We start from the raw sequence: 24,942 nt of genomic DNA, 5'->3' as shown, positions 1-24,942 counted from the left end.
CAGCTCACTGCGACGGCGGCTCGGTGACCAGGCCCACGCTGGGCGCGCCGGCCTGCTGCAGATGGGTCATCGCACCCACAATCAGGCCATATTTTGCGTCCGTATCGCCCCACACGAGTACCGGCGTCTTCGGCTTCTGGCGCAGCACCTTGGCCACGGTGTCCTTGATTTCCTTCAGCGGCTTGGCCACCTGCTCGTCATCACCAAGGTTCAGATAGTAGGTGCCGTCTGCCTTGACCGAGATAATCAGGGGTTCGTCGTCGGTGTCATCAATGGGGGCTGAGGGGGCATCGGGCAGGTCGACCTTCACGCCCTGCATCAGCAGTGGCGCGGTCACCATAAACACAATCAGCAGCACCAACATCACGTCGATGTAGGGCACCACGTTGATCTCGGAGACCAGCTTGCGTTTGGCGGGTTTGCGAAAATTGCTCATGATTCGGCTCTTTGCACAGCGTTGCGTTCGGCGCCTTAGCCGGCGGCATGCACCCTGCGGTGCAGGATGGAGGAGAACTCTTCGGCAAAGGTCTCATAGCTGGACAGCAGCCATTCCGCCTTGGCGGAGTAACGGTTAAATGCCATTACCGCTGGAATTGCCGCGAACAGGCCCATGGCCGTGGCAATCAGGGCCTCGGAGATCCCCGGTGCCACGGTGGCAATGGTGGCCTGGTGCATGGTGGCGAGGCCGCGGAAGGAGTTCATGATCCCCCATACGGTGCCGAACAGGCCGATATATGGGCTCACCGAGCCGACAGTGGCGAGGAACGGCAGGTTCATTTCCACCTTTTCCTGCTCCCGGGACATGGCCACGCGCATGGCGCGCTCGGTACCCTCCATCACTGCCGCGGGGCTGCTTTTGCCCTGCTGGCGCAGGCGGGTGAATTCGGTGAAACCGGCGCGGAACAGGGATTCCACACCGTCAATCTTGCCCTTCTCCGCCGCGGCATTGCCATCGCGGAACAGCTGGTTCAGGTCCGCACCGGACCAGAACTTGCGCTCGAAGTTGATCATGGACTTGCGCGCCCGCGACAGGTAGCTACCGCGCTGAATGATCATCACCCAAGAAATGACCGAGGCCAGCAGCAGCATCAGCATTACCAACTGCACCAATAGACTGGCGCTGGATATCAGCCCCCACAGGGAAAGTTGTTCACCGGCGTTCATGAATTTTGACTCGCTGCCTTCAATGCTTGATGGATGTTTTCTGGGAGAGCGCAGGGTTTGCGGCTTGCATCGTCCACACAAGCCACTTTGACCACACCCTCACAAATAATTTCATTACCGCGCCAAATTTTTTGCTCAAAGGTAACGGCGGCGCGACCGACCTTGCCCACAGCGGCACTGGCCCGGAGTTCATCGTCGAGCAAAGCCGAGCGACGGTATTGGATCTCCGCGGAGTGAACCACCAGTAACAGCCCCTGCTGTGGCATGGCGGGCTTATCATAGCCGAGCGCACGGACCAATTCTGTGCGCGCGCGCTCCATATACTTTAAATAATTGACGTAATAGACGATTCCGCCAGCGTCCGTATCCTCGATATAGACGCGAATGGGAATATTGAAAGGTTCTGACACGCACCATCCTTATCTTGCCGACCGCGCACGCATTTTTCTTGTTGAGCGCGGTTTGAGGGACATGCTACAGGATGTAGACCGGTTCGTCAGGTATGGTCAGTCCCAATTAGGCCCGGTCTGGCTTGGGAATGCCAAAATGTTCATAGGCCAGGGCCGTCACCACACGACCGCGGGGGGTGCGAGTCAGGTAGCCCTGCTGGATCAGGTAGGGTTCGAGTACATCTTCGATGGTGTCGCGCTCTTCACTGACCGCGGCCGCCAGGCTGTCGACACCCACCGGGCCGCCATCGAACTTCTCGATCATGGTCAGCAACATGCGGCGGTCCAACTGGTCGAAACCGCGCGCATCCACATTCAGCATATTCAGTGCAAGATCGGCGATATTGGCGTTCACATGGCCATCGCTTTTCACCTCGGCATAATCGCGCACCCGGCGCAGCAGGCGATTGGCAATACGCGGGGTACCGCGGGCGCGGCGGGCCACTTCGTGGGCACCTCCCTCGTCCATATCCACACCCATCAGGCCTGCGGAGCGCGCCACAATGCTGGTGAGGTCTTCCACACTGTAGAACTCGAGGCGCTGCACAATGCCGAAGCGGTCGCGCAGCGGTGAGGTCAGCAGGCCCGCGCGGGTGGTGGCCCCCACCAGGGTAAACGGCGGCAGGTCGAGCTTGATGGAACGCGCTGCCGGCCCCTCACCAATCATGATATCCAGCTGGTAATCCTCCATCGCCGGATACAGCACTTCCTCCACATGAGGGCTCAGGCGGTGGATCTCATCGATAAACAGCACATCGCCGGGTTCGAGATTGGTCATGATCGCCGCAAGGTCGCCGGCTTTCTCCAGTACCGGGCCGGATGTGGTCTTGATTGCCACGCCCATTTCCGCAGCAATGATATTGGCGAGCGTGGTCTTACCGAGCCCCGGCGGGCCGAATACCAGGGTGTGGTCCAACGCCTCGTTGCGCAGCTTGGCGGCCTGGATAAAGATCTCCATCTGCTCCCGCACCACCGGCTGACCGACATAATCGGACAGGGTTTTGGGGCGCACTGCGCGGTCGTACTGCTCTTCCTGGCCGGAAGGACCCTGTGGTTCGGGGGCGATAAGACGATCGGCTTCAATCACGGGAAATTCTCTTCAAGTAATCCGGGCTGCAAAGGTTCAGGCTCAAGCGGGCGCCATGCTCTTCAGGGCAAGGCGAATCAGGGTGGCACTATCGGCCTCCGGCTGCTCCTTGAGCGCCCGGGCCACCATTTTGGTGGCGTCTGTGGGCTTGTAGCCCAGCGCCGCCAGTGCGCTTTCCGCTTCACCCGAATGGTCTACCTTGAGTTCATTGTTGGTAGACATCAACGGGATATCACCCAAGTCACCGGTTTGCGGGGCAAGCTTGCCGCGCAACTCGATAATCAGGCGCTCGGCGGTCTTCTTACCGACGCCCGGCACCTTCACCAGCGCACCGACATTATCGTCCGCCACACAGCGCGCCAGCGCAGCGCCATCCAACCCAGACAGGATTGCCAGCGCCATTTTAGGGCCCACGCCATTTACCTTGATCAGGGTGCGGAACAGCTGCCGGTCGGACTCACGAATAAAGCCAAACAACTGCTGGGAAGTCTCCGACACCGCCAAATGGGTGTGCAGCTGCACACTGCCACCGAGCTGCGGCAATTCGAAAATGGTGGTCATGGGCGCGAGCACCTCATAACCGACACCCTGCACATCGACCAGCAATTGCGGCGGCTGTACCGCGGCCAGCGTTCCAGTGAGTCTTCCTATCATCTGCTTTCCAATTTCACATTATCGACTGATCGGCCTCGGCCGATTAATTCACTCATTAATCCACACTTAGGCGGCCGCGGCGGAAACGTGCCCGCGACCCGGCCGATGACTGGATCAACGTCTGCATGGTGTGCATATGACACAGCGCCACCGCCAGTGCATCCGCGGCATCCTCCTGCGGGGACGCGGGCAATTTCAACAGGGTCTTGACCATATGCTGCACCTGCAGCTTGTCCGCGGCACCATTGCCAACCACCGCCTGTTTGACCTTGCGCGCCTCGTACTCGGCCACCGGCAGATCGGCGTGGGTGGCTGCGACGATGGCGGCCCCCCTCGCCTGCCCCAACTTCAGGGCCGAGCCGGCACTTTTGGACATAAACACGTTTTCGATGGCCATCTGTTGCGGCTGGTACTGCTGGGCAATCTGACTGACGGCATCAAAGATGAGTTTCAGGCGCTCGGGCAGGGGACCGTCGGGCAATTTGATCACGCCGCTGGCAACATAGCGGGCATTGGAACGCTCCACGTCGATCACCCCATAACCGGTCTTGCGCGAGCCGGGATCGATCCCCAGGATTCGAGTCACCTCAGGCCACCCCTGTACATTTATACATTGTTGGAGGGAAGTGTCCCAAGGTGAGCCCGAGGCGTCAAGGCTAGGCGGGAATATGGTGGAGCAGAAACAAAAATGCCCCGACAAGCGGGGCATTTTCTACGAAACCAGATTCGGCTCAAGCGAGCTCCGCCATCACCTCTTCAGGGATCTCCGCGTTGGTGTAGACGTTTTGCACATCGTCCAGGTCTTCCAGCATATCCACCAGTGCCAACACCTTTTCCGCGCCGTCTTTATCCATGGGGACTGTGGTGGATGGGATCATGGCGATGTCCGCATTGTCCGGCTTGAAGCCCACCTCGGTCAGCGCATCCTTCACAGACAGGTAGTCGGTAAACTCGGTGGTCACCTCGATACTGCCGTCATCATTGGTTTCGATGTCTTCGGCGCCCGCTTCCAGAGCCGCCTCCATCAGCGCATCTTCGTCGGCGCCCGCCTCGTAAAACATCTGGCCCTTGCGCGTGAACAGGTAAGCCACGGAACCGTCGGTACCCAGGTTACCGCCACGCTTGGTGAAGGCATGGCGCACTTCCGCCACGGTGCGCTTGCGGTTGTCGGTCAGGCATTCCACCAGCACTGCTACGCCACCAACGCCGTAACCTTCATAGGTGACCGCTTCGTAGTTTTCACCATCGGCATTGCCGGCGCCACGGGCGATGGCCTTATCGATGGTATCGCGCTTCATGTTCGCGCCCAGCGCCTTATCAATGGTGGCACGCAGCGCGGGGTTGTCATCCGGGTTGCCGCCAGCCTTCGCCGCTACGGTCAGCTCGCGAATGATCTTGGTGAAAACCTTGCCCCGCTTAGCATCCTGAGCAGCTTTGCGGTGCTTGATGTTGGCCCATTTACTATGTCCCGCCATCGAACTCTCTCCGGTCTACTTCGTTATGAGGCGCATACACACCTGATATGCCCCAGCGAAAACCGGGGCAGCACAGGATACGTTAGCCTACCTGCTCTTCTTTCTGACGCAGGCGAATGCTCAGCTCACGCAGCTGCTTGGCGTCTACCGCACCCGGGGCGTCGGTCATAACACAGGCCGCGCTCTGGGTTTTCGGGAAGGCGATCACGTCGCGAATCGACTCGCTGTCGGTCATCAGCATCACCAGACGGTCGAGGCCGAAGGCCAGACCACCGTGGGGCGGCGCACCGTATTTCAGCGCGTCCAGCAGGAAGCCGAACTTCTCGCGCTGCTCCTGCTCATCAATACCCAGCACGCGGAATACCGTTTCCTGCATGGACTGGTCGTGGATACGGATGGAACCACCACCCAGCTCGGTACCGTTCAGCACCATATCGTAAGCGCGGGACAGGGATTCCAGCGGGTCCTTCTCCAGCGTTTCCGGTGCGCAGGACGGCGCGGTGAAGGGGTGGTGCAATGCGGTCAGGCTGCCGTCATCGTTCTCTTCGAACATTGGGAAGTCCACAACCCACAGCGGCGCCCATTCAGCCACATACAGGTCCAGGTCTTCACCCAGCTTGCAGCGCAGCGCACCCAGCGCTTCGGATACGACCTTACCCTTGTCGGCGCCAAAGAAGATCAGATCGCCGTTTTCGGCATTCAGGCGCTCGAGAATTGCACCGCGCACGTCGTTCGGCAGGAACTTGACGATCGGCGACTGCAAACCGCCTTCCAGGTCGGACTTGTCGTTGACCTTGATGTACGCCAGGCCTTTTGCACCGTAGATACCGACAAACTTGGTGTAGTCGTCGATCTGCTTACGGGTCAGTTTGTCATTGCCGCCGGGAACTTTCAGCGCGGTCACCCGACCTTTCGGATCATTGGCGGGACCGGAGAACACCTTGAAGTCCACTTCGGTCATCAGGTCTTTGATGTCGACCAGTTCCAGCGGGATACGCAGGTCTGGCTTGTCGGAGCCGAATTTCGCCATCGCTTCACTGAACGGCATACGCGGGAACTCGCCCAGCTCGATACCTTTCAGTTCTTTGAACAGCTTGCGGATCATGTTTTCGGTGATCGACATGATCGCGTTCTCATCCAGGAACGCGGTCTCGATATCAATCTGGGTAAATTCCGGTTGGCGGTCCGCGCGCAGGTCCTCATCGCGGAAGCACTTGGCAATCTGGTAGTAGCGATCGAAGCCGGACACCATCAGCAACTGCTTGAACAACTGCGGCGACTGCGGCAGGGCGAAGAACTTGCCACCGTGGGTACGGCTGGGGACCAGATAATCGCGGGCACCTTCCGGGGTCGCGCGGGTCAGGATCGGGGTTTCGATATCCAGGAAACCCTCGTCGTCCAGATAATTGCGGATGGCGTTGGTAATCTTGGAGCGGAAACGCAGGTTGTGCTGCATTTCGTTGCGGCGCAGGTCCAGATAGCGGTACTTCAGGCGCACGTCCTCGCCCACTGCGGTGTGCTCATCCAGCTGGAAGGGCGGGGTTTCTGCGCTGTTGAGAATCTCCAGCTGCAGGCCGTACACCTCGATTTCACCGGTGACCATATTCGGGTTCACCGCTTCCGGGGCGCGGGCACGCACTCGGCCGGTCACCTTGAGGACATATTCGCTGCGCACACGGTCGGCGAGTTCGAAATGCTCTGCGGCATCGGGATCGAAGACCACCTGGGCAATACCATCGCGGTCGCGCAGGTCGATAAAGATCACCCCACCGTGATCGCGGCGGCGGTCTACCCAGCCACACAGGGTTACTTCGCGGTCAATATCGGCGGATCGCAGGGCGCCACAATAGTCGGTGCGCATGGAGTCTTATTCCCTTAGTAGTATCGTCTTGTATTCGCTTTCTTAGCTGGCTTTGGCTTCCGAGCCACCGGATTTCCCGGCAGGCTTGGCGGCATCACCGGCAAGGTTCTTCTTGCTGCCGGTTTTGAAGTCGGTTTCGTACCAGCCACCCCCCTTGAGGCGGAACCCGGCGGCACTGATCTTTTTACTCAATTCCGCTTTGTTACATTCTGGGCAATCGGTCAGCGGAGCATCGCTCATACGCTGCAGGGCTTCCATCTGGTGCCCACACGCCTTGCACTGGTATTCGTAGATCGGCATGGCTCTAATCCGGATCTCACTGGATATAAAGGGGCGCAGATTATACATGAGCACCTGCACGGGAAGAAGCAGCCAACAGGCGGGATAGCGCAATCCAGGCCAAAGAGAGCGATCGGTACCGCGCACGGACAATTTACGGGCCATTTTTCAGCCAAAACCCTAAAAAAAAGCACTTTTTTTCTGATTTACCCCGGTGCGCACAGAAAAAAACTGGATATACTTCAGCTCAGTACTTCGGTTATCCCTGTTGTACACACACTTTCACTGGAATAAACACCTATATAGAAGGAAGCTAACGATGGCCGCGAAGAAAAAAGCAGCAGCTAAGAAAGCCCCCGCCAAGAAGGCAGCAGCCAAGAAGGCTCCAGCCAAGAAAGCAGCAGCCAAGGCCGCTCCGGCCAAGAAAGTGACTGCAATCAAAGACAAGTACACCAAAACTCAGATCCTGAACCAGATCGCCGAGAACACCGAGCTGTCCCGCAAGCAAGTGCAGTCTGTTCTGGACGAGCTGAACGACCTGATCCACGGCCACATCAAGAAGCGCGCGGTTGGCGAATTCGCACTGCCGGGCCTGATGAAAATCACCACCGTGAAGAAGCCGGCCAAGAAGGCACGCAAGGGCATCAACCCGTTCACTGGCGAAGAGACCGTGTTCAAGGCCAAGCCTGCGAGCATTCAGGTGAAAATTCGCCCGCTGAAGAAGATGAAGGAAATGGCCGAGTCCTAATCCTCGCGCTTCTCAGCCACGAAAACCCCGCTTCTGCGGGGTTTTCTGTTTATGGCTCCCCCTACCAATAGGGGCATCCTGCAGCGTAAAATGGCCGCCCTTACAATTTCATACACAGAACTAAGAAAGCACTATGCGCGCATCCCGCTATCTGATCGCCACCCAGAAAGAAACCCCTAATGACGCAGTAGTCATCAGCCATCAGTTGATGCTGCGCGCCGGCATGATCCGCCGCCTTTCCTCTGGGCTGTACACCTGGCTGCCCACCGGCCTGCGCGTACTGCGCAAGGTGGAGCGCATTGTGCGCGAGGAAATGAACAGCGCGGGTGCACTGGAAGTGTTGATGCCGGTGGTGCAGCCGTCGGAACTGTGGGAAGAGTCTGGCCGCTGGCAGCAGTACGGCCCGGAACTGCTGCGCATTCAGGATCGCCACGACAACGCCTTCTGCCTGGGCCCAACCCACGAGGAAGTGATCACGGACCTGATCCGCACCGAGGTAAACAGCTACAAGCAACTGCCGGCAAACTTTTACCAGATCCAGACCAAATTCCGCGATGAAATCCGTCCGCGCTTCGGCGTGATGCGCGCGCGCGAATTCACCATGAAGGACGCCTACTCCTTCCACCTCGGCGCCGAGTCGCTGCAGGAAACCTACGACGTAATGCATGCGGCCTACTGCCGCATCTTCGACCGCATCGGCCTGGATTACCGCCCGGTACTGGCGGACACCGGCTCCATCGGTGGCTCCCACTCCCATGAATTCCACGTTCTGGCGCAGAGCGGTGAAGACGACATCGCCTTCTCTTCAGAAAGCCGCTACGCCGCCAACGTCGAGCTGGCAGAAGCGGTTGCTCCCGCCGGCGAGCGCCCGGCGCCGAGCAAGGCCATGGAAGAGCTGCACACCCCGGGCCACAAGACCATCGCCGCACTGGAAGAGGCCTACGGCATTGCCGCAAACACTTCCGTGAAAACCCTGATCGTACTGGGTGAAACCGAAGAGGAAGGTGGCGAAGCGCCGCTGGTCGCCCTGGTACTGCGCGGTGACCACGATCTGAATGAACTGAAAGCAGAAAAACTGGCCGGTGTTGCCAGCCCGCTGGCGTTCGCCCCGGAAGCGCGCATCGCCGCGGAACTGGGTTGCGGCATCGGCTCGCTCGGCCCGGTCGGTATGCAGATCGACGTCATCGTCGACCGCGCCGCGGCCCACCTGGCGGACTTTGTCTGCGGCGCCAACAAGGACGACTACCACCTGACCGGTGTGAACTGGGAGCGCGACGCTGCGCTGGGCCGCGTGGAAGACCTGCGCAATGTGGTTCCCGGCGATGCCAGCCCCGACGGCCAGGGCACCCTGGAAATCAAGCGCGGTATCGAGGTGGGCCACATCTTCCAGCTGGGCACCAAGTACAGCGAAGCCATGAATGCCAGCGTACTGGATGAAAATGGTAAAGAGCAGGTCATGACCATGGGCTGCTACGGCATTGGCGTTTCCCGGGTGGTCGCCGCAGCGATCGAGCAGAACCACGATGACGCTGGCATTATCTGGCCGGAAGCCATTGCACCGTTCCAGCTGGCGATCGTGCCGATCAATATGCACAAGAGCGAAGCCGTGCAGCAGAAGTGTGAGCACATCTACGAGACACTGACCGCAAAAGGTATCGATGTACTGCTGATGGACGAGCCCAAAGCCCGCCTCGGCGGCATGCTCGCGGATGTGGAACTGATGGGTATCCCCCATCGCATCGTGGTTGGCGATCGCGGCCTGGAAAAAGGTAATATCGAGTACAAAGGTCGCCGGGACTCCGAGAACCAGGAGTTCTCCGCAGACCAGATCCTGGATATTTTGCTCGAGAAAATCCCGCACTGATGAGACTTGCCCTCGCCACACTCAAGTTGTGCCTGCTTTGCCTGCTGAGCAGCGCGGCGTCCGCCCAATCCAAGGAAACGGACCCGCAGCTGCTGGCGGCCCTGAAAGGCGCAGTGACCGAAGCCGACTCGTTTGTCGATCGCTTCGATGCGGAAGTGTGGCTGATGGCAAAATCGCAACCGCTGGCGCGCTACATCAAAGATCCCGAGCGGCGCATGCACGTGCTCAAGGCCATTCACCGGGAAGCCACCCGCGCAGAGCTGCAGCCGGAAATCGTGCTGGCGGTTATTCAGATAGAGAGCGCCTTTGACCCCTACGCCGTGTCGCGGGTGGGCGCGCAGGGAATGATGCAGGTAATGCCGTTCTGGAAGAACGAAATTGGCCGTCCGGAAGACAACCTGATCGATATGGACACCAACCTTCGCTACGGTTGCACCATCCTCAAACACTATATCAAGAAGGCCAAGGGCAATATGCCCAACGCCCTGGCCTACTACAACGGCAGCTACGGCCGCCACACGTACAGCCGCAAGGTCCTGGATGCCTGGGTGGATCGCTGGCGCTAGCGCGACAACCTGCAGGTATCGAGTAAAAAATAAAAAGCACACGGGAAGAGGTACCTGATCCATGGCGTATAGCTTTTTTACCGGCGCAGCCTGTGGTTTGCTGTTGCTGGCCGCGGTCAGGATCTCCATCGGCCACAAACGCAGAGACAGCCGCTGGCTACTTGTGCTGCTGCTGGGTATTTTCTGCTATCTGCTCGGACCGCTGCTCAGCGAGCAGGACTTTCACGCTCGCCTGCTGGTGTCCCTCCCCACCATTTTAATTCCCGGTACCTTCTGGCTCTTTACCCACCAGTTATGCAGTGATCAGGAGGCGTTTCCCAAGTGGGGCTGGGGAATCATTGCCGCGGGGCTCGCGATCGACTTTGCCAGCCAGCTGAACCTGCACCACTTCTTTTACCTGTCCGCACAACCGTTCAAGCTCGGCCTGATCGGCGCGGGACTGGCGACACTGCTGCAGCAATTACAGTCCGACCTGGTGGCCGAGCGCCGTCAGCTACGCATCGCACTGTTGATTGCCATTGGCGGTTACATGCTCATCGTGGTGTGTGCAGAGTTCTTGTTTTCCTTCCTGCCGACGCCTGCGGGCATCCCCACCCTGCACGCGGTAACCGCAACACTGCTGGCGTTTGGGGCCTGCTTCTGGCTGCTGTCCCTTTCTCCCAAGGCGCTTGAAGATTCATTGCCTCCGGCAAGTCACGTACCCGAAATTGACGAGGCGCCGGAGAAAACACTGGAGCCACTGGACGAGCCACAACGTCAGCTGCTTGTGCGCCTGCAGGACCATATGGCGGCGGGAGGTTATCGTCACACCGGACTGACGATTCGGGCGCTGGCGGAACAGCTGGACGCAAAAGAACACGTCCTGCGCGCACTAATTAATAAGCACCTGGGATTTCGAAATTTTAACGAGTACCTGAACCAGTATCGTATTGACGAGGCGAGCCAGCGGCTGGCTGACCCGGATGAAGCGCACCTGCCGGTGCTGAGCATTGCGCTGGATATCGGCTACCGCTCACTCAGCCCGTTCAATGCTGCATTCAAGCGCCGGCACGAAAAGACCCCAACGGAGTTCCGGCGAGAAGCGCTGCCAAGCTAACGACAGATGCGCTGAAGCGACACAAATCTGTTCAAAAAACCGTCATAATTTTGGTTAGGCTTACGCCAGCTGACGTCGGATAGGCCAAACTGAATCGTGCAGGACCTGCTCTACAGGCAATTAGCCCAGTCACCACTTCGCCTGTAGTTCAGGCTCCTGCAAACCCTCCTATTCCATCCCAGTCGAGCCTCCGGGTGGAAAGACACACAGCCTGAAGTCTATTCACAAGGCAAGCCAGTCAGCTCACTGTTTCGGTTTGGACATAAACTCGATCAACGCCTTGTAGTCTTCATCGCTGCAATCGGAACACATGCCGCCCGGCGGCATGGCATTGAGGCCGTTTTTTATCGAGCTAACCAGAGTGTCCATGCCTTTATCCAGGCGCGGCTTCCAGGCTTCGACATCGTGTACCTTGGGTGCGTTGGCCACCCCGGTATCGTGACAGATATGACAGGACTTCTTGTACTTGTCCTCGACACTATCCGCCTGTGCGTGACCACCAAGCACCAGGCCACACGCGACAAATGCAAATGAACAGATTGTCGTAAATTTCATCACAAAACCTTTATTACCAGTGAAGCTGCGCCAAATACCACTCCAGCGTTCAGTGTAGTTTCCCGCTGCCGTGAATTACTACATTTCTTGCCTATTTCCCCTGACCCAGTGTTTTCTCACCAACTATATTCCCTTTCGAATGCGGGAGCATGGACTACCCTCAAGGGTATGAGAATTTTTTCTCACTGAGCTTTACCTGTCACCACGCCATAACATCGATAAATCGGAGTTCACAGATGAAGCTGCATTGGATCAAGGATCCCAGTGTCCAGTTTGCCCTGATCGGGGCGCTACTCTTTGGTGTCAGCAGTATTTTCCAGAGTGGCGGCTTCGCCTCTAAAGAAGAAATCGTCATCAGTGAGGCGCGCATTCGCAACATTTCCTCGATCTTTGAACGGGGCTGGCAACGCCCACCCAGCGACAAAGAACTGCAACGCCTGATCGATGAGTATGTGCGCGAAGAAGTGCTCTATCGTGAAGCGCTGAATATGGGGCTCGACCAGAACGACGCAGTTATCCGTCGCCGCCTGCGCACCAAGATGGAATTTCTGGCAAAAGATCTGGTGGACGCCATCGAGCCCTCCGAGCGGTTACTGCAGCAATTCCACCAGGAAAATTTGCAGGAATACACCAGCCCGGCGCAATACAGTTTTGAGCAGATTTTTCTCGACAGTGATAAGCGCGCCGAAGTGGCAGAAGACGCCCGTATCGTGCTCACCCGCCTGACCGCCGGCCGCGACCCGCGCAAGCTCGGTGATCGCTCGCTATTGGATTACCGATTCGAGTCGGTAACACCCGATCGTATTGATCGGGTTTTCGGCAGCGACTTTTCTCTGCAACTTGTCGACCTGCCCACCAGCGAATGGACCGGACCACTGACCTCGGCCTACGGCGAGCATCTGGTGCGTATTACCGAATTGGTACCCGAAGTGCAGCCTGCGTTTGCCGAAATCCGCGACCAGGTACTGAGCGACTGGCAGGAGGCAGAGCGCAAAGACGTACTGCACGTCCAGTATCAAACCCTGCGGGACAAATACACGGTTTCCATCGCGCCGCTGCCACCCGCTGCGGAATCTACGTCCCCCCCCTCCCCGACAACCATAACGGATGCGCCCGCCGCCGGGGAGGTAGTTCGCCAGTGAAAAGCCTGCTTGCGGTGCTCATCCTGCTGCTGTCACTCTCGCTGCAGGCGCACGAATTGCGCCCGGCGGCTTTGACCTTGCAGGAAGTCGTTTCGGGAGAGTTTGACGTGACCTGGCGTGTGCCGGCACAGGGCGACCTGAGGCTGTCACTGGATGTGGTTTTTGACCAGCAAAGCCAGTCCCGAAGTTTGCCCACCGCACTTTTTGCCGGCGGCTATTACGTGGAGCGCTGGCGCGTGAGCCATCCAAATGGGTTTGTAAACAGCACCATCGTGATCGATGGACTGGAAAACACCCTCACGGATGCACTGGTGCGCATCCAATGGCTGGATGGGCGCGAGCAGGTAGTGCGCCTATTGCCGGATAACCCGCTGATGCGGGTAGAGAACAAAGCGGGCAAAAGGGAGATTGCCAACATGTACTTTGTTTTAGGTGTTGAACATATCTTGCTGGGAGTTGACCACCTGCTGTTTGTGCTGGCGCTGATGGTCCTGGTCACCGGGACCAAGCAGCTGATCACCACCATCACCGCCTTTACCCTTGCCCACAGTATTACTCTGGCTGCAGCGGTGCTAGGACTTGTGTCGGCTCCCCAGGGGCCGGTGGAAGCGGTGATCGCCCTGAGTATTGTGTTTATTGCGGTGGAAATACTGCACAAGCTGGAAGGTCGCAGTACCCTCGCTATTCGCAAGCCCTGGCTGGTGGCGTTTGCATTCGGTCTGCTGCATGGCTTTGGATTCGCCGGGGCACTCTCCGAAATCGGCGTACCCGCCCACGAAATCCCTCTGTCACTGGCGGTATTCAACCTGGGCGTAGAGGCCGGCCAACTGGCCTTCATTGTCGCGGTCAGCATATTGATGCTGACCCTCAGAAAGCTGCCCAGCGTGCACCAGTGGGAACTGCGTACCGGCCATTCGGCGAGTGTCGCCAGTGCACTGCCGGTCGCTTATCTGGTAGGGGGAGTCTCCGCGCTGTGGCTGGTGGATCGAACCATTGCTCTGGTGATCTGATTTGCAGATATCTGCGCCAAGCGCGGTATTGGCTGGATGGCGGGCTGCTTACCCAAGAATAACCAGTTCTGGAAAAATTAGTCCTGGAACAACAACTCGAGCGGATAGCCATTAAACGGTTTGGTTTTCTCAATCACCAGATGTGAAGTCATGCGCGTAATAGCGGCATCTTCATCGGCCAGCAATTGCTCGGACACCCGGTTAAAGTCGCCGGCGTCCGGGCACACAAACCGCAGCATATAGTCGAACTCGCCGGACATTTTCACACAGGAAACAATCTGCTCAATCTTGTTGATGGCGCGACGAAAGCTTTCGCTGGTGCGCGCGTCCTGGCGCTTGAGTGCCACGTTTACATAGAATTCCGCATGACGCACCTTGTCGAGGTTCACCTCGGCCTGGTACTCGCGAATAAACTTCTCACTGGTGAGTTTCTTTACCCGCGCCAGACAGGCACTTTCCGACAAGCCTATCTGATCCGCCAGGTTCAGATTGCTGATACGCGCATTGGTCTGCAGGACTTCCAGGATTTTGAGGTTGTGGCGATCAATTTTCACGGCAAATGCTATCGACTGATTTCTTAAACAGGGTCAATTCCGAAACAGCATAGCGGGAAATACGCGACACCGAAACACATGATCGGCAACTCGGCATAATCCCGCCTTCAACTATCCCACCTTCTACTATCCCGCCTTCAGGCAACCATCCATCACAAAACGTTCGATGCGATCCAACGCACGTGACAAGTCGGCTTCATCCGCTGCCAGGGTCAGGCGCACATGGTTCACCGCGCTCGGCCCGAATGGCTTACCCGGCAACACCGACACGCGCTCCGCATCCAGCAACGCGCTGGCGAAGGCTTCGCCATCCTGGGCAACGGCGGAAACATCCACCATTACAAACATGCCCGCTTCCGGTGAGTAACAGCTCAGCCCCGGGATCTTGCTAATTCGCTCCACAATCAGGTCGCGGCGACGCTCATAGGCGTCGCGCATCTGCTTCACAAAGTAGGTATCAAATTCCAGTGCAAACGCGGCGGCTTCCTGAATAAATTGAGGACAACCGAAGATAGTGGCGCCGGCGTATTCAATCAGCCGCTCGACCAGTTCGCCCTGTGCCACAGCCCAACCCAGGCGCCAGCCACTCATAGCATGGGACTTGGACAAGCCGTCGATTACAACCACGTTATCAAGCTTCTCAGCGGCAGTACGCAGAGAAGTATGGCGACGTGCAAAGGTGATCATTGAGTACATTTCATCGGAGATCAGCCACACACCGCGCTCGCGGCAATAGCTCGCCAGCTCGCGCAGCTGCTCCGGGGTCGCCATGGCACCGGTGGGGTTGACCGGCGTATTGATCATCACCGCCCGGGTATCTTTACCGATAGCCTGTTTGATGGATTCAATCTCAAAGGCGAAGCCCTTGTCCGCAGGGCAGGACACCTTTTTCACGTCCAGCTGCAACGCGTCGGTGATCGGCACATAGCCGATATACATGGGTTCGGGGATAACGATCTGCTCACCGGGATTCAGCAGGCACGACAGCACCGCGAAAATGGCATTGGTGCCGCCGGGGAATACCACTACATCATCCGGGCTACAGGGGTGATCACTGACCTTGCTTTCGATATCGGCAATTGCGCGGCGCAGCACCAGCTCACCGGCAGCGGGGGAATAGTGGGTGCGACCTACACCGAGACGGGCGCGAGCGAAATCCAGAATGGGCTCGGGTGTATCAAAGTTTGGATCTCCGACACACAGGAAAATTACATCTTCACCTTTGTCTGCCAGCTGGTGAGCGCGATCGCTCACCGCCCACACGTCGGCGTCGGCGGAATGGAGGGCCTGGCTCAATTTGCTAAAGCGCGGAGCGTACATCTTCGGGTCCATGGTTTCGGTTGTTATCGATACTGCTAAGTTAACAACCGATGGGGTAATCCATGCCGCTTCGGCCTAGCCGATTTCGCAGCAACCGGATTTTTTCGCCGCCGCTGCCGCAGATTATGCGGCAGTGCGCAAATGACTCCCTGTTCGAGGGCTGATGGTCACAAAAACTCCTCCCACGCCGCGGCCTGTACTCGCGCCAAGCAACCTTAGAACCGATAGTTCAGACTCAAGCCGCCAATTGCGTCATCCGGGCGCACCAGCACATCCGCTGCGATGCGCAGCTTTTCGTTGATACTGACACCCACCATGGCACCCACGCCGTTCTGGAAGATACCGGTATTCTTGCTGCGATAGGACGGCAGTCGCGCCCAGTTGTTGAAGATCGAATTGACCCCGATACCCAGATCGGCGTAATCGTCGCCACTGGTTGTTTCCAGCCAGAACTCGCCGAACCACTGGTGCTCCCCCACATCGTCACCGTTATAGAAGAAGCCCAGTTTCGAACGCAGGTATTCCCGGTCCTGCCCGTGCACCCACAAACCAAGGGGATCGAGACGCTGCCCCCAGGAGCCGGCGTAGGTCAACCGGTCGGCGGTGCGCTCGCGGAAGCCGTTGACGTCCACCTCGGTCCACTCAAAGGACACAAAGGGGCCCAAATGCCCGCAGGCCTGTAACGCGGTGTCATAACCGGCACGCAGGAACACGCTGTAACCTTCGCCGTCGGTATCACCATCGAGGCGATGCCGGAATTTATTGCCGATACGTATGGTGCGCTGCACATCGTCGTAGTCGATATTTGAGAAGGTCACACCGCCATCCAGGAAAAAGAGTTCGTTATCCCAGCGGGCAAAGGCACTCAGGCTGAAATTACGCGCCTTGAAAAACAGATCGCTCGGCTCGTACTCGCTACCCCCATAGGACATGCCGAGCCCCCACTCCAGGTGGTCAAAACCGGCAAAACTCATACCCACAAAGCCATCCCAGGCCGGATACTCATCATTCACCGCTGGCGCCACACCAAGCTCTGCATGGCTAACACTAGCGCCAAAGAAAACCGTGGTGTAGGGATCGCGATAGCGCTGGGAAAGCAGATGGTGATCGATACTTTTACGATGCTGACGCAGGTTTTCATAGCCGAGGTCCGGCAATACACCAAAGTGAATCGCCGCAGTCAGGGTTTGATAGTAATAATCCGCCAGTAATCGCTGTGCCGCCAAAGTAGGGTGGATACCATCATTGAAGATCAGCAAATCTGCATTGGGATTGCTGCCGTTCGCGCCGTAGATTGGGCTCGGTGTTGCACAGTTTTCGTAACAAAACGCACTCTGATTGATATTGGCAAAGCCAAACGCTGTCGGGTCTTCGATGGCAAGCTCAAGTATCCCCTCCATATCCAGCAACAAAATGTTACCGATCGCATTTACCTGGCGCCGCAGGCGATCGTTGAAAATTTCGGTGCCGAGATTGGCATAGTTGATCGCCGCCTGCCCCTGCACGTTGATCGCCGGGGTGTTACCAATGCGCGGGGTGTTGGTCATAACAATGTACTTGGCACCGTATGCCTTGAGCACACCGCCGGCGGTCGATAGAAACGTCGCCGCGCGGGTCATGGAATCAAAATTGATGGTACCGGTACTCACGCCGTCCAGAATATTGTTGCCACCACCATTCAGGAAATAAAGATCATTGGGTGACACCGTATTTTGCGGCAGGTAGCCCTGTCCGGTGGCGAAGGGCACGCCGGTCAAGGTGATATTGTTATTGGGGTCGTCCACCAGTGCCTGCAAGGCGGCAGGGTTATTAAACGCCGACACCGCGGCCGCTACTTCCACAGGGCTGAGGTATGGGCTCTCCCCCTGCGCCGGGTTACAGATGCCATCAGCCCCGCAACGGCTGGAATCTGGCAATATCGTGGTCAGGGTATTGTGATCGGCCACCGTGGTATCGGGAAATAGGACGCGGAACTGCTGCGGCCCGACAAGATCCAGCAACACATCGGCGGTCCGGTTACCGCCCACCGCCCAGTTGGGGCCGTTGGTCAACACCGAATCCACAATTTGCTGCAGCTGTTGATCGATGGTGCCCGGTGCCGGCGCGCAAGGAATTAGGCCACCAAATGCAGGGCCCAGGCCAAAACAGGAGTTTTCCTTGGGCAGGCCGAGCAAATCGGCGAGGAAGGATACCGCGGGCTGACGGGGATAAATCCCCTGAGGATCTTCGGAGGTAAACACGCCGGCATTGCCGTTATCGGAAAGACTGTCGCCAAATACGATCAGAGAACCGTATATCGCCTCTTCGGCCTGCCCCTCCGCTGCAACTATCCCCATACCCAGCAGCAGAGCCATCGACGTCGCCAAGCTCGCCCTACCAACACTGCCAGCACCCAAATCCTTTGTGTCTCGCCGCACTGGGTTCTCCTTACCTCCGCGAAATTTCGTGGCAAGTATAGGTTAATCGCGAGAAAGGAATTTCTTGTTGCGGTGATCAGCCGACACGGTTTTCCACAGCATCCATCTGATTGACTAGCGGTGCCAGCACCCCACTGATCAGTGCCGCCAGCAGGCTCCACACCAGGCCAATACTCAACAGGCACTGCCACACCGGCCGCCCCCAGCCCACCGGGCCAAGGTAGACACTGTTCAGGTAAAACACCGGCGCGATAAGCAAGCCCGCAAGCGCCGCATGCAGGGGTTTATGAATAAGCCAGGCCAGGGAATAGCGCACGGTGGTCGCCAGCATCGCCCAGATACAGATCACCCAGGCCGGCGGCAGTGTGGATTGATATTCCTGTATGCCATACAACATAAACGCCCACTCGACGCCAAAGCCACAGAAAATAAAACCGAGAATCAGAAAAATATCACGAATATCGCGCCACATAAAAAAGTGCAGCATGAGCACCATAAACAGCGCAATTAATGCCATGGCATTGCCGCCGAGTAAGGCCACCCACCACCCGGCAACAAACAGCGCAAAGTTGGCCATTTTTTTATAGTGCATTTGGCAACGCATCCGTCAGGATATTCTGTATCGCGAGCGCAATCTCTCCGGCGACAAAAGCGCAGAGATATAGGCAATAAAACAGAGGATTGCTATTTCTTCAAGTTGGCGAAAGCTTCAATCGCGATTTTTCGCGATTCAGTCACATCACAAATGGGCGGCGGATAACTGTGTTCGGAAAATAAATCTTGCGGCGGGCAATGAATATCCCGATCTGACAACTCTGCCAGCTCGGGAATATACGCACGAATAAACTCACCCTTGGGATCAAAGCGTTTCGATTGGCTGTAGGGATTAAACACGCGAAAGTACGGTGCGGCATCGGTGCCAGTGGATGCCGCCCACTGCCAGCCGCCGTTGTTGGCAGCAAAATCCGCATCGACCAACTGCTGCATAAAATATTGCTCACCTTTGCGCCAATCGGTGAGCAAATTTTTGGTCAGGAACGAGGCCACGACCATACGCAGCCGATTGTGCATCCAGCCCGTCTGATTGAGCTGGCGCATTGCCGCATCCACAATCGGCACACCTGTTTGTCCTTCGCACCAGCGCTCGAAATCCTCCGCGCAGTCGGACCAGGGCACGGCTTCGGTTTCGGGCTTAAACGGCGTGTTGCGGCATACCCGGGGAAAATTTACCACCAGGTGCTGATAGAACTCACGCCACAGTATTTCGCTGAGCCAGACAGTTGCCCCCTTGCTTGGCCCATCCCAGCGGCCATCATTATTTGCCACTGCCAGCTGTACACACTGACGTACAGAGACCGCGCCGCAGTTCAAATAGGGGGACAGCCGCGATGTATTTTCGCGCGCAGGGAAATCCCGACACTCCTCGTAATCATCAATCACGTCGGCAAATTTTTTCAGCGTACGCGCGCCGGCCGCTTCTCCCACTGGCCAATCCAGGACCCGCTCTTCACCACCGGCAGCCACTCCATAGCCGCTCAATGTATCGGGAATGCTGCGCACCAGATTGTGTTCACCGTCGAGCGCGATCCACTCAGGCCACTGCGACAGGTGGTCGGCGGGCAACGCGCGCGGTGCGGGCAAGCAGCCAAACGCCTCGCCGCTATTACTGTGCGCAGAGATGAACGCTCGTTTGAAAGGTGTGAAAACTTTGTAGCCGTCACCACTACCCGTCGTAAGGCTACCCGGTGGGATCAAGGTGCGGTCGGTGAAGTACTCTACCGTAACGTTCAGTTTACCCAGTGCTTTTTTGACCGCGTGATCACGTGCCAGCTCATTTACCGGATATTCCGCATTGGCAAACAATGCGTCCACCTGCAGCTTCTGCGCAATTTGAGCGAGCGCACCATCGACATCACTAAACGCCGGTGCCTCCAGAAAATACAGGGGAATGTTCTTCTTGAGCAGCGCTCCCTGCAACTGGCGCAGAGAGCGCAGCCGCATGGCGACTACATTGTCACCATCACCATGACTAGCCCAGGTGTCTGGGCAGGCGATGAAGACTGCGGCAAGTTCATCACAGCTTTTTGCAGCGCGGTACAGGGCGGTGTTGTCGGCCATGCGCAGATCGTTGCGCAACCAAATCAGGCCTCTTCGAACGTTTGTCACTGGCATGCCTGGGCTAGTTGAAGTCACACAGGCCAAGCTCTGCGGGCTCAGCCGCCAACAGTACCTGGCTGTGGATAAAACTGTGCGGGCTGCGAGGCAGATAATGGCGAAGCAGGGTGAGTACCGCGGAAAGCGGTTTGTGCCCCACCCTATAATCTTCGATCAACTCCTTAAGCTCGGCCTTTTCACGCTTGTCCAGGAATTCGCTCAGGTGACCGGCGCTGTGCATTAGCGCGTTGGTCTTGTCTTTACGCGAGGCCGGCCGCGACAGAATATCCATAATACGCCCGCGCACTTCGAAAGCCAGCTCCGCCTCACTCATGGACTTGGCGTCAGCAAGCACCTTGCCCAGGGCACGGGTTTTATCCTGATGATGCGCCATCAATAGATATTTGTATGCGGTGTAAAACTCGATAACCCGCGCGAGGAAGGACAGCGGTCTGCCGGAGATACCGGGACGCTTATCGGCGCCGCTTATATCGACGTTGTTGTCAGCGTCCTGCGCGACCGCATCGCCGGTATCGCCACTCTCCACATAACGAAACCAGGCGTCATAAGCGAACACCCGGGTGAGGAAATTTTCACGCAGCTCATTGTTATTCAGGCGGCCGACCTCTTCCATCGGCAAATGGGGAAACTGTTGCTGCAGGCGCCGGGCAAACACGCCGACTCCCTCACTGTCGATACCGTGGCCGTTGGCCAGATACCGCCGCACACCGCGCAATCCGCAGCTGGGAGAATTCTGCATGAAGATGTAACCGCGCACCTTTTGCAACTCTGGCACCACCGAATCGGCGTAATCCCGCAGCGGTGCGGTGACATCCACGCTGGCGTCGTCGACACCGATCACACGCACGGCGTCCACTGGAGCGCCATCCTTTTCGACCAGTAAATGAATGGGTTTACGCGGCACCCCCATGCCAATGGCAACCTCCGGGCACAGCGGCACGTAGTCAAAACACTGGCCAAGTAACTCGGTACAAACCTTGCTGTGCTTATGGCCACCGTTGAACCGCACTGCATCGCCCATCGCACACTGGCTGATCCCCACCGGGATTTTTCGCGAGAAATTCATTCTTGGCTGTGCCTCCCATACTGCGGGCGCATGTGCACCCCGTCGCCATGTAGAGCTATACGACCAGCTACTCTGTTCAGATTAAGGTACACACCGCCGGGCGCCGCTGCAAAGGATTCCCGTCTTACTGACCGACAATTCATCAGCCATCGGGCCCGTTGCGCAAATTCTTCACAGATTTCGCGTGTTTTCGACGATTTTGCGCAAAATGATCCGGCTCAGGCGGGTGAACAGCCGGTAATTGTTGCGCAGGCCGCCACCGTCGCTAAAATGCCAGTCCTTCATGAGTTGTACCGTGTGTACAGACACTCGTCTTACCAGACCCCGGGGCCCGGAATGATTCCAGCACTGCGCGAAATTAACGAAGTACAGGCGCTTTACCTGCAATTTCTCGAGACGCTCAAACGGCGTGGTTTCCATGGCGACGCCAGCCCCAGTTACGCCAGCCGCACAGTGCTTTCCACCGACAACTCCATTTACCAGGTTCTGCCGCAGGCGGTGGTATACCCGCGGGACATTCACGACCTGCAGCTGCTGATGGAGCTGGCCGAGTGCGAGGAATTCCACAAGGTGGTGCTCTCTCCACGCGGCGGCGGCACCGGCACCAACGGCCAGTCACTGACCGACGGCATCGTGGTGGATATCTCCCGGCATATGAACCGGATCCTCGAGATCAACGTTGAGGAAGCCTGGGTACGGGTACAGACGGGTGTCGTCAAAGATCAGCTCAATGCCGCACTCAAGCCTCACGGGCTGTTTTTTGCCCCGGAGTTGTCCACCAGTAACCGCGCCACCATCGGTGGCATGATCAATACCGACGCCTCCGGTCAGGGTTCCTGCCTCTATGGCAAGACCCGCGACCACGTGCTGGAATTGAAGACCGTACTGATGGGCGGCGAACTGTGGCACTCCCACGCCATCGACGACGAGGTCCTAGGCGAAATTACCGCACAGGAAAGCCGCGCCGCCAGTGTCCACGCGCTGGTGGACGGTATCGAGCGCGACAAGCGCGACCTTATCGCCGCCAAGTTCCCCAAGCTCAACCGCTGCCTCACCGGCTACGACCTGGCGCATATCCGCGACCGGGAGAAAGATGGCCGCTTCAACCTGAACAATATCCTGTGCGGCTCCGAAGGCACCCTCGGCTTTATCGCCGAGGCCAAGCTGAACCTGCTCAAGATTCCCAAGTGCGCCGCACTGGTAAACGTCAATTACGACCACTTCCAGGACGCGCTCAAAGACGCCACCGGCCTGATGAAGGCCGGCCCCACCTCCATCGAGACCGTGGACAGCAAGGTGCTGCAACTGGCAATGGACGACATCGTGTGGGAGAGCGTGAGCGAATTCTTCCCCCAGGATGAGCGGCCGGTAAAAGGTGTCAACCTGGTGGAGTACACCGCCGATTCAGAAGAAGAACTGGATGCGGCACTGGCCAGGTTCACCACCCATGTCGATAGCGCAATCGGCCAGCTGGGCAAGAGTTTCGGATACACCATTGCCCGCGGTCACGCCCAGGTGAACAAGATCTGGGGCATGCGCAAGCGCGCGGTGGGCCTGCTGGGGAATGCCAAGGGCGAACAGCGCCCGATTGCGTTTGTGGAAGACTGCGCGGTGCCACCAGAGAACCTCGCGGATTTTATTGCCGAGTTCCGCGCGGCGCTGGACGATGCCGGTTTTGCCTACGGCATGTTCGGACATGTGGATGCCGGCGTACTGCATGTGCGCCCGGCCATCGATATGAAGGACCCGGAACAGGCCAAGCAGGTACGCATCATCACGGAAAAAGTGGTGGACCTGGCCAAGAAATACAATGGCCTGTTGTGGGGCGAACACGGCAAGGGTGTGCGCTCGGAATTTGCCCCCGAATTTTTCGGCGACTTGTACCCGGAACTGCAAAAGGTGAAGGCGGCGTTCGATCCGCGCAATCAGCTCAACCCCGGAAAAATCGCCACCCCCAATGTCGCTTCCGGCCTGCTCAAAATTGATGAGGTTGCCACCCGCGGTGAGCATGATCGGCAGATCCCGGTACAGGTTTGGGAAGGTTATTCCGAAGGCATTTACTGTAACGGCAACGGCGCCTGCTTTAACTGGAACCCGGACGACGCCATGTGCCCCTCCTACAAGGGCACCCGCAACCGCATCCATTCCCCCAAAGGCCGCTCATCGCTGATCCGCGAATGGTTGCGCCTGCTGTCCGCCCAGTCCATCGACCCGGAAGCCGAAGCGCGCAAAAGCCGTGAGAAGTCTTTCCTGCTGGGCCTGCCCGGGCGCTTCAAGAACAGCCTGGCCAAGGCCCGCGGTGAATACGATTTCAGCCACGAGGTGAACGAATCCATGCAGGCGTGTCTGGCGTGTAAGTCCTGTGCCGGCCAGTGCCCGATCAAAGTAGACGTACCCACCTTCCGCGCCAAATTCCTCGAACTGTATTACGGCCGTTACCTGCGCCCACTGAAAGATTACTTCGTCGGCGGCCTCGAATTTATGATGCCGCACCTGGCGCGCGTGCCGCAGGTGTACAACTGGCCGCTGAAACTCAAGCCGGTACGCTGGGTGATGGAGCGAGGGCTGGGGCTGGCGGATTCACCATCGATCTCCGCTACCCGCCTGGATAAGGCGATGCGCGAGCTAGGCGTGCCCTATGCCAGCCGCGCCAGCCTGAGAGCCATGGGCCCCGCCCAGCGCGCCAAAGCCGTGGTGATCGTACAGGATGCCTTCACCAGCTATTTCGACGCGGATGTCGTTGCCGACACCCTGCGCCTGCTCAAGCTGCTGGACTTCAACCCACTGGTGGCGCCGTTTCGCGCCAACGGTAAGCCACTGCATGTGCACGGTTTCCTGCGCCAGTTCGCCAATACGGCGGCCAGCAACAGCGCCATGCTCAACAGCCTGGCGGAAAGCGGCGTGCCGCTGGTGGGCATAGACCCATCCATGACCATGACCTACCGCGCGGAGTACCAGAAACTGCTGGGCGACAAGGCGCCCAAGGTGCAGCTGCTGCAGGAGTGGCTGTCGGAGCACACCGAGCATCTGGCCACCAACAAGAACCGCCTGCAATCCGGCAACTTTACCCTGCTGCCGCACTGTACCGAGCAATCCAACGCCGCCGGCTCCAGCCGCCAGTGGCAGCAGGTCTTCAGCGCCCTCGGCATGCAGCTCAACACCCAGGCGGCGGGCTGCTGTGGCATGGCCGGCACCTATGGTCACGAGATGGCGAATCGCGAGACCTCGCGCACCATATTCCAGCAGTCCTGGGCCCCCAAGCTGAGCGGCGATACCAGCGCCATTCTCGCCACCGGTTACTCCTGCCGTTGCCAGAGTAAGCGCTTCGCTGACACCGAATTGCGCCATCCTTTGCAAGCTTTGCTGGCACAAATCGAAGATTCAGGGTTTACTGTCAGTAACCACTAACTAAGCCATCGGCCAGCGCCGGTGGCGCACTCTGATACCGGACAGCGATGCA

General features: G+C 58.0%; 23 protein-coding genes. 7 read left to right on the top strand and 16 right to left on the bottom strand.

What is annotated here, in order from left to right:
* Positions 1 to 4: 4 nt before the first annotated feature.
* From tolR to LCM31_RS13205, 9 genes are all read right to left on the bottom strand, one after another.
* Positions 5 to 436: a protein TolR gene (gene tolR, locus LCM31_RS13245; RefSeq protein ID WP_224870843.1), complete on the bottom strand. Its 432-nt coding sequence runs from the start codon at positions 434 to 436 to the stop codon at positions 5 to 7.
* Between the two features lie 35 nt (positions 437 to 471).
* A complete protein-coding gene (gene tolQ, locus LCM31_RS13240) occupies positions 472 to 1,164 on the bottom strand; it encodes a protein TolQ (RefSeq protein WP_010131016.1) in 693 nt (230 codons plus the stop codon).
* Positions 1,161 to 1,574, bottom strand: a complete 414-nt coding sequence (gene ybgC, locus LCM31_RS13235) for a tol-pal system-associated acyl-CoA thioesterase (RefSeq protein ID WP_198039992.1) — start codon at positions 1,572 to 1,574, stop codon at positions 1,161 to 1,163. The genes tolQ and ybgC overlap by 4 nt, the downstream gene beginning before the upstream one ends.
* Before the next feature lie 106 nt (positions 1,575 to 1,680).
* Positions 1,681 to 2,700, bottom strand: a complete 1,020-nt coding sequence (ruvB, locus tag LCM31_RS13230; RefSeq protein WP_224870841.1) for a Holliday junction branch migration DNA helicase RuvB — start codon at positions 2,698 to 2,700, stop codon at positions 1,681 to 1,683.
* Positions 2,701 to 2,742: 42 nt separating this feature from the next.
* The gene (gene ruvA / locus LCM31_RS13225) at positions 2,743 to 3,354 is read right to left on the bottom strand and encodes a Holliday junction branch migration protein RuvA (RefSeq protein WP_224870839.1); all 612 of its coding nucleotides are present in this window, start codon (positions 3,352 to 3,354) and stop codon (positions 2,743 to 2,745) included.
* Positions 3,355 to 3,409: 55 nt separating this feature from the next.
* The gene (ruvC, locus tag LCM31_RS13220) at positions 3,410 to 3,940 is read right to left on the bottom strand and encodes a crossover junction endodeoxyribonuclease RuvC (protein WP_222232166.1); all 531 of its coding nucleotides are present in this window, start codon (positions 3,938 to 3,940) and stop codon (positions 3,410 to 3,412) included.
* A 145-nt stretch (positions 3,941 to 4,085) separates the two neighbouring features.
* Positions 4,086 to 4,829 carry a YebC/PmpR family DNA-binding transcriptional regulator gene (locus LCM31_RS13215; protein WP_224870837.1) on the bottom strand — a complete coding sequence of 248 codons (744 nt, stop codon included), beginning with the start codon at positions 4,827 to 4,829 and terminating at the stop codon, positions 4,086 to 4,088.
* Positions 4,830 to 4,911: 82 nt separating this feature from the next.
* The gene (gene aspS / locus LCM31_RS13210; RefSeq protein ID WP_224870835.1) at positions 4,912 to 6,690 is read right to left on the bottom strand and encodes an aspartate--tRNA ligase; all 1,779 of its coding nucleotides are present in this window, start codon (positions 6,688 to 6,690) and stop codon (positions 4,912 to 4,914) included.
* Between the two features lie 42 nt (positions 6,691 to 6,732).
* The gene (locus LCM31_RS13205; RefSeq protein WP_222232169.1) at positions 6,733 to 6,990 is read right to left on the bottom strand and encodes an FmdB family zinc ribbon protein; all 258 of its coding nucleotides are present in this window, start codon (positions 6,988 to 6,990) and stop codon (positions 6,733 to 6,735) included.
* 298 nt (positions 6,991 to 7,288) lie between these two features.
* On the opposite strand from LCM31_RS13205, the gene LCM31_RS13200 reads away from it, so the two are divergent.
* From LCM31_RS13200 to LCM31_RS13185, 4 genes are all read left to right on the top strand, one after another.
* Positions 7,289 to 7,717, top strand: coding sequence for an HU family DNA-binding protein (locus LCM31_RS13200; protein ID WP_010131025.1), 429 nt, complete (start codon positions 7,289 to 7,291; stop codon positions 7,715 to 7,717).
* Between the two features lie 133 nt (positions 7,718 to 7,850).
* Positions 7,851 to 9,581, top strand: coding sequence for a proline--tRNA ligase (locus LCM31_RS13195; RefSeq protein WP_224870833.1), 1,731 nt, complete (start codon positions 7,851 to 7,853; stop codon positions 9,579 to 9,581).
* Complete coding sequence (locus tag LCM31_RS13190; protein WP_224870831.1) at positions 9,581 to 10,147, top strand: lytic transglycosylase domain-containing protein; 567 nt, start codon at positions 9,581 to 9,583, stop codon at positions 10,145 to 10,147. The genes LCM31_RS13195 and LCM31_RS13190 overlap by 1 nt, the downstream gene beginning before the upstream one ends.
* A 61-nt stretch (positions 10,148 to 10,208) precedes the next feature.
* Positions 10,209 to 11,243 carry a helix-turn-helix transcriptional regulator gene (locus LCM31_RS13185; RefSeq protein WP_224870829.1) on the top strand — a complete coding sequence of 345 codons (1,035 nt, stop codon included), beginning with the start codon at positions 10,209 to 10,211 and terminating at the stop codon, positions 11,241 to 11,243.
* Between the two features lie 243 nt (positions 11,244 to 11,486).
* Here the strand turns inward: LCM31_RS13185 and LCM31_RS13180 are convergent, their stop codons facing one another.
* Positions 11,487 to 11,798 (bottom strand): c-type cytochrome, encoded by a 312-nt coding sequence (locus LCM31_RS13180; RefSeq protein WP_318247450.1) that lies wholly within the window; start codon positions 11,796 to 11,798, stop codon positions 11,487 to 11,489.
* 236 nt (positions 11,799 to 12,034) lie between these two features.
* Between LCM31_RS13180 and LCM31_RS13175 the strand changes: the two genes are divergently transcribed.
* Both LCM31_RS13175 and LCM31_RS13170 read left to right on the top strand, forming a co-directional pair.
* A complete protein-coding gene (locus LCM31_RS13175; protein WP_224870827.1) occupies positions 12,035 to 12,940 on the top strand; it encodes a peptidyl-prolyl cis-trans isomerase in 906 nt (301 codons plus the stop codon).
* Positions 12,937 to 13,950 carry a HupE/UreJ family protein gene (locus tag LCM31_RS13170; RefSeq protein ID WP_224870825.1) on the top strand — a complete coding sequence of 338 codons (1,014 nt, stop codon included), beginning with the start codon at positions 12,937 to 12,939 and terminating at the stop codon, positions 13,948 to 13,950. The genes LCM31_RS13175 and LCM31_RS13170 overlap by 4 nt, the downstream gene beginning before the upstream one ends.
* 77 nt (positions 13,951 to 14,027) lie before the next feature.
* Here LCM31_RS13170 and LCM31_RS13165 read toward each other — a convergent pair whose 3' ends face one another.
* The 6 genes from LCM31_RS13165 to LCM31_RS13140 all read right to left on the bottom strand — a co-directional run bounded on the left by LCM31_RS13165 (position 14,028) and on the right by LCM31_RS13140 (position 21,482).
* A complete protein-coding gene (locus LCM31_RS13165; RefSeq protein ID WP_043317624.1) occupies positions 14,028 to 14,504 on the bottom strand; it encodes an Lrp/AsnC family transcriptional regulator in 477 nt (158 codons plus the stop codon).
* A gap of 126 nt (positions 14,505 to 14,630) precedes the next feature.
* Positions 14,631 to 15,836, bottom strand: coding sequence for a pyridoxal phosphate-dependent aminotransferase (locus tag LCM31_RS13160; RefSeq protein ID WP_224870823.1), 1,206 nt, complete (start codon positions 15,834 to 15,836; stop codon positions 14,631 to 14,633).
* Between the two features lie 203 nt (positions 15,837 to 16,039).
* Positions 16,040 to 18,241 (bottom strand): autotransporter outer membrane beta-barrel domain-containing protein, encoded by a 2,202-nt coding sequence (locus LCM31_RS13155; RefSeq protein ID WP_224870821.1) that lies wholly within the window; start codon positions 18,239 to 18,241, stop codon positions 16,040 to 16,042.
* A gap of 76 nt (positions 18,242 to 18,317) precedes the next feature.
* Complete coding sequence (locus LCM31_RS13150; protein WP_224870819.1) at positions 18,318 to 18,833, bottom strand: DUF2878 domain-containing protein; 516 nt, start codon at positions 18,831 to 18,833, stop codon at positions 18,318 to 18,320.
* Between the two features lie 92 nt (positions 18,834 to 18,925).
* Positions 18,926 to 20,413, bottom strand: coding sequence for a cryptochrome/photolyase family protein (locus tag LCM31_RS13145; protein ID WP_224870818.1), 1,488 nt, complete (start codon positions 20,411 to 20,413; stop codon positions 18,926 to 18,928).
* 7 nt (positions 20,414 to 20,420) lie between these two features.
* Positions 20,421 to 21,482, bottom strand: a complete 1,062-nt coding sequence (locus LCM31_RS13140) for a YbgA family protein (protein ID WP_224870816.1) — start codon at positions 21,480 to 21,482, stop codon at positions 20,421 to 20,423.
* A gap of 336 nt (positions 21,483 to 21,818) precedes the next feature.
* Between LCM31_RS13140 and ydiJ the strand changes: the two genes are divergently transcribed.
* Positions 21,819 to 24,890: a D-2-hydroxyglutarate dehydrogenase YdiJ gene (ydiJ, locus tag LCM31_RS13135; protein ID WP_224870814.1), complete on the top strand. Its 3,072-nt coding sequence runs from the start codon at positions 21,819 to 21,821 to the stop codon at positions 24,888 to 24,890.
* The last annotated feature ends 52 nt before the right edge of the window (positions 24,891 to 24,942 follow it).

This window comes from Microbulbifer agarilyticus, from assembly GCF_020171345.1.
GTDB classification, from domain to species: Bacteria; Pseudomonadota; Gammaproteobacteria; order Pseudomonadales; family Cellvibrionaceae; genus Microbulbifer; species Microbulbifer agarilyticus_D.
Note: the sequence above shows the minus strand (reverse complement) of the source record. Positions and strands in the feature narration are given on the sequence as shown.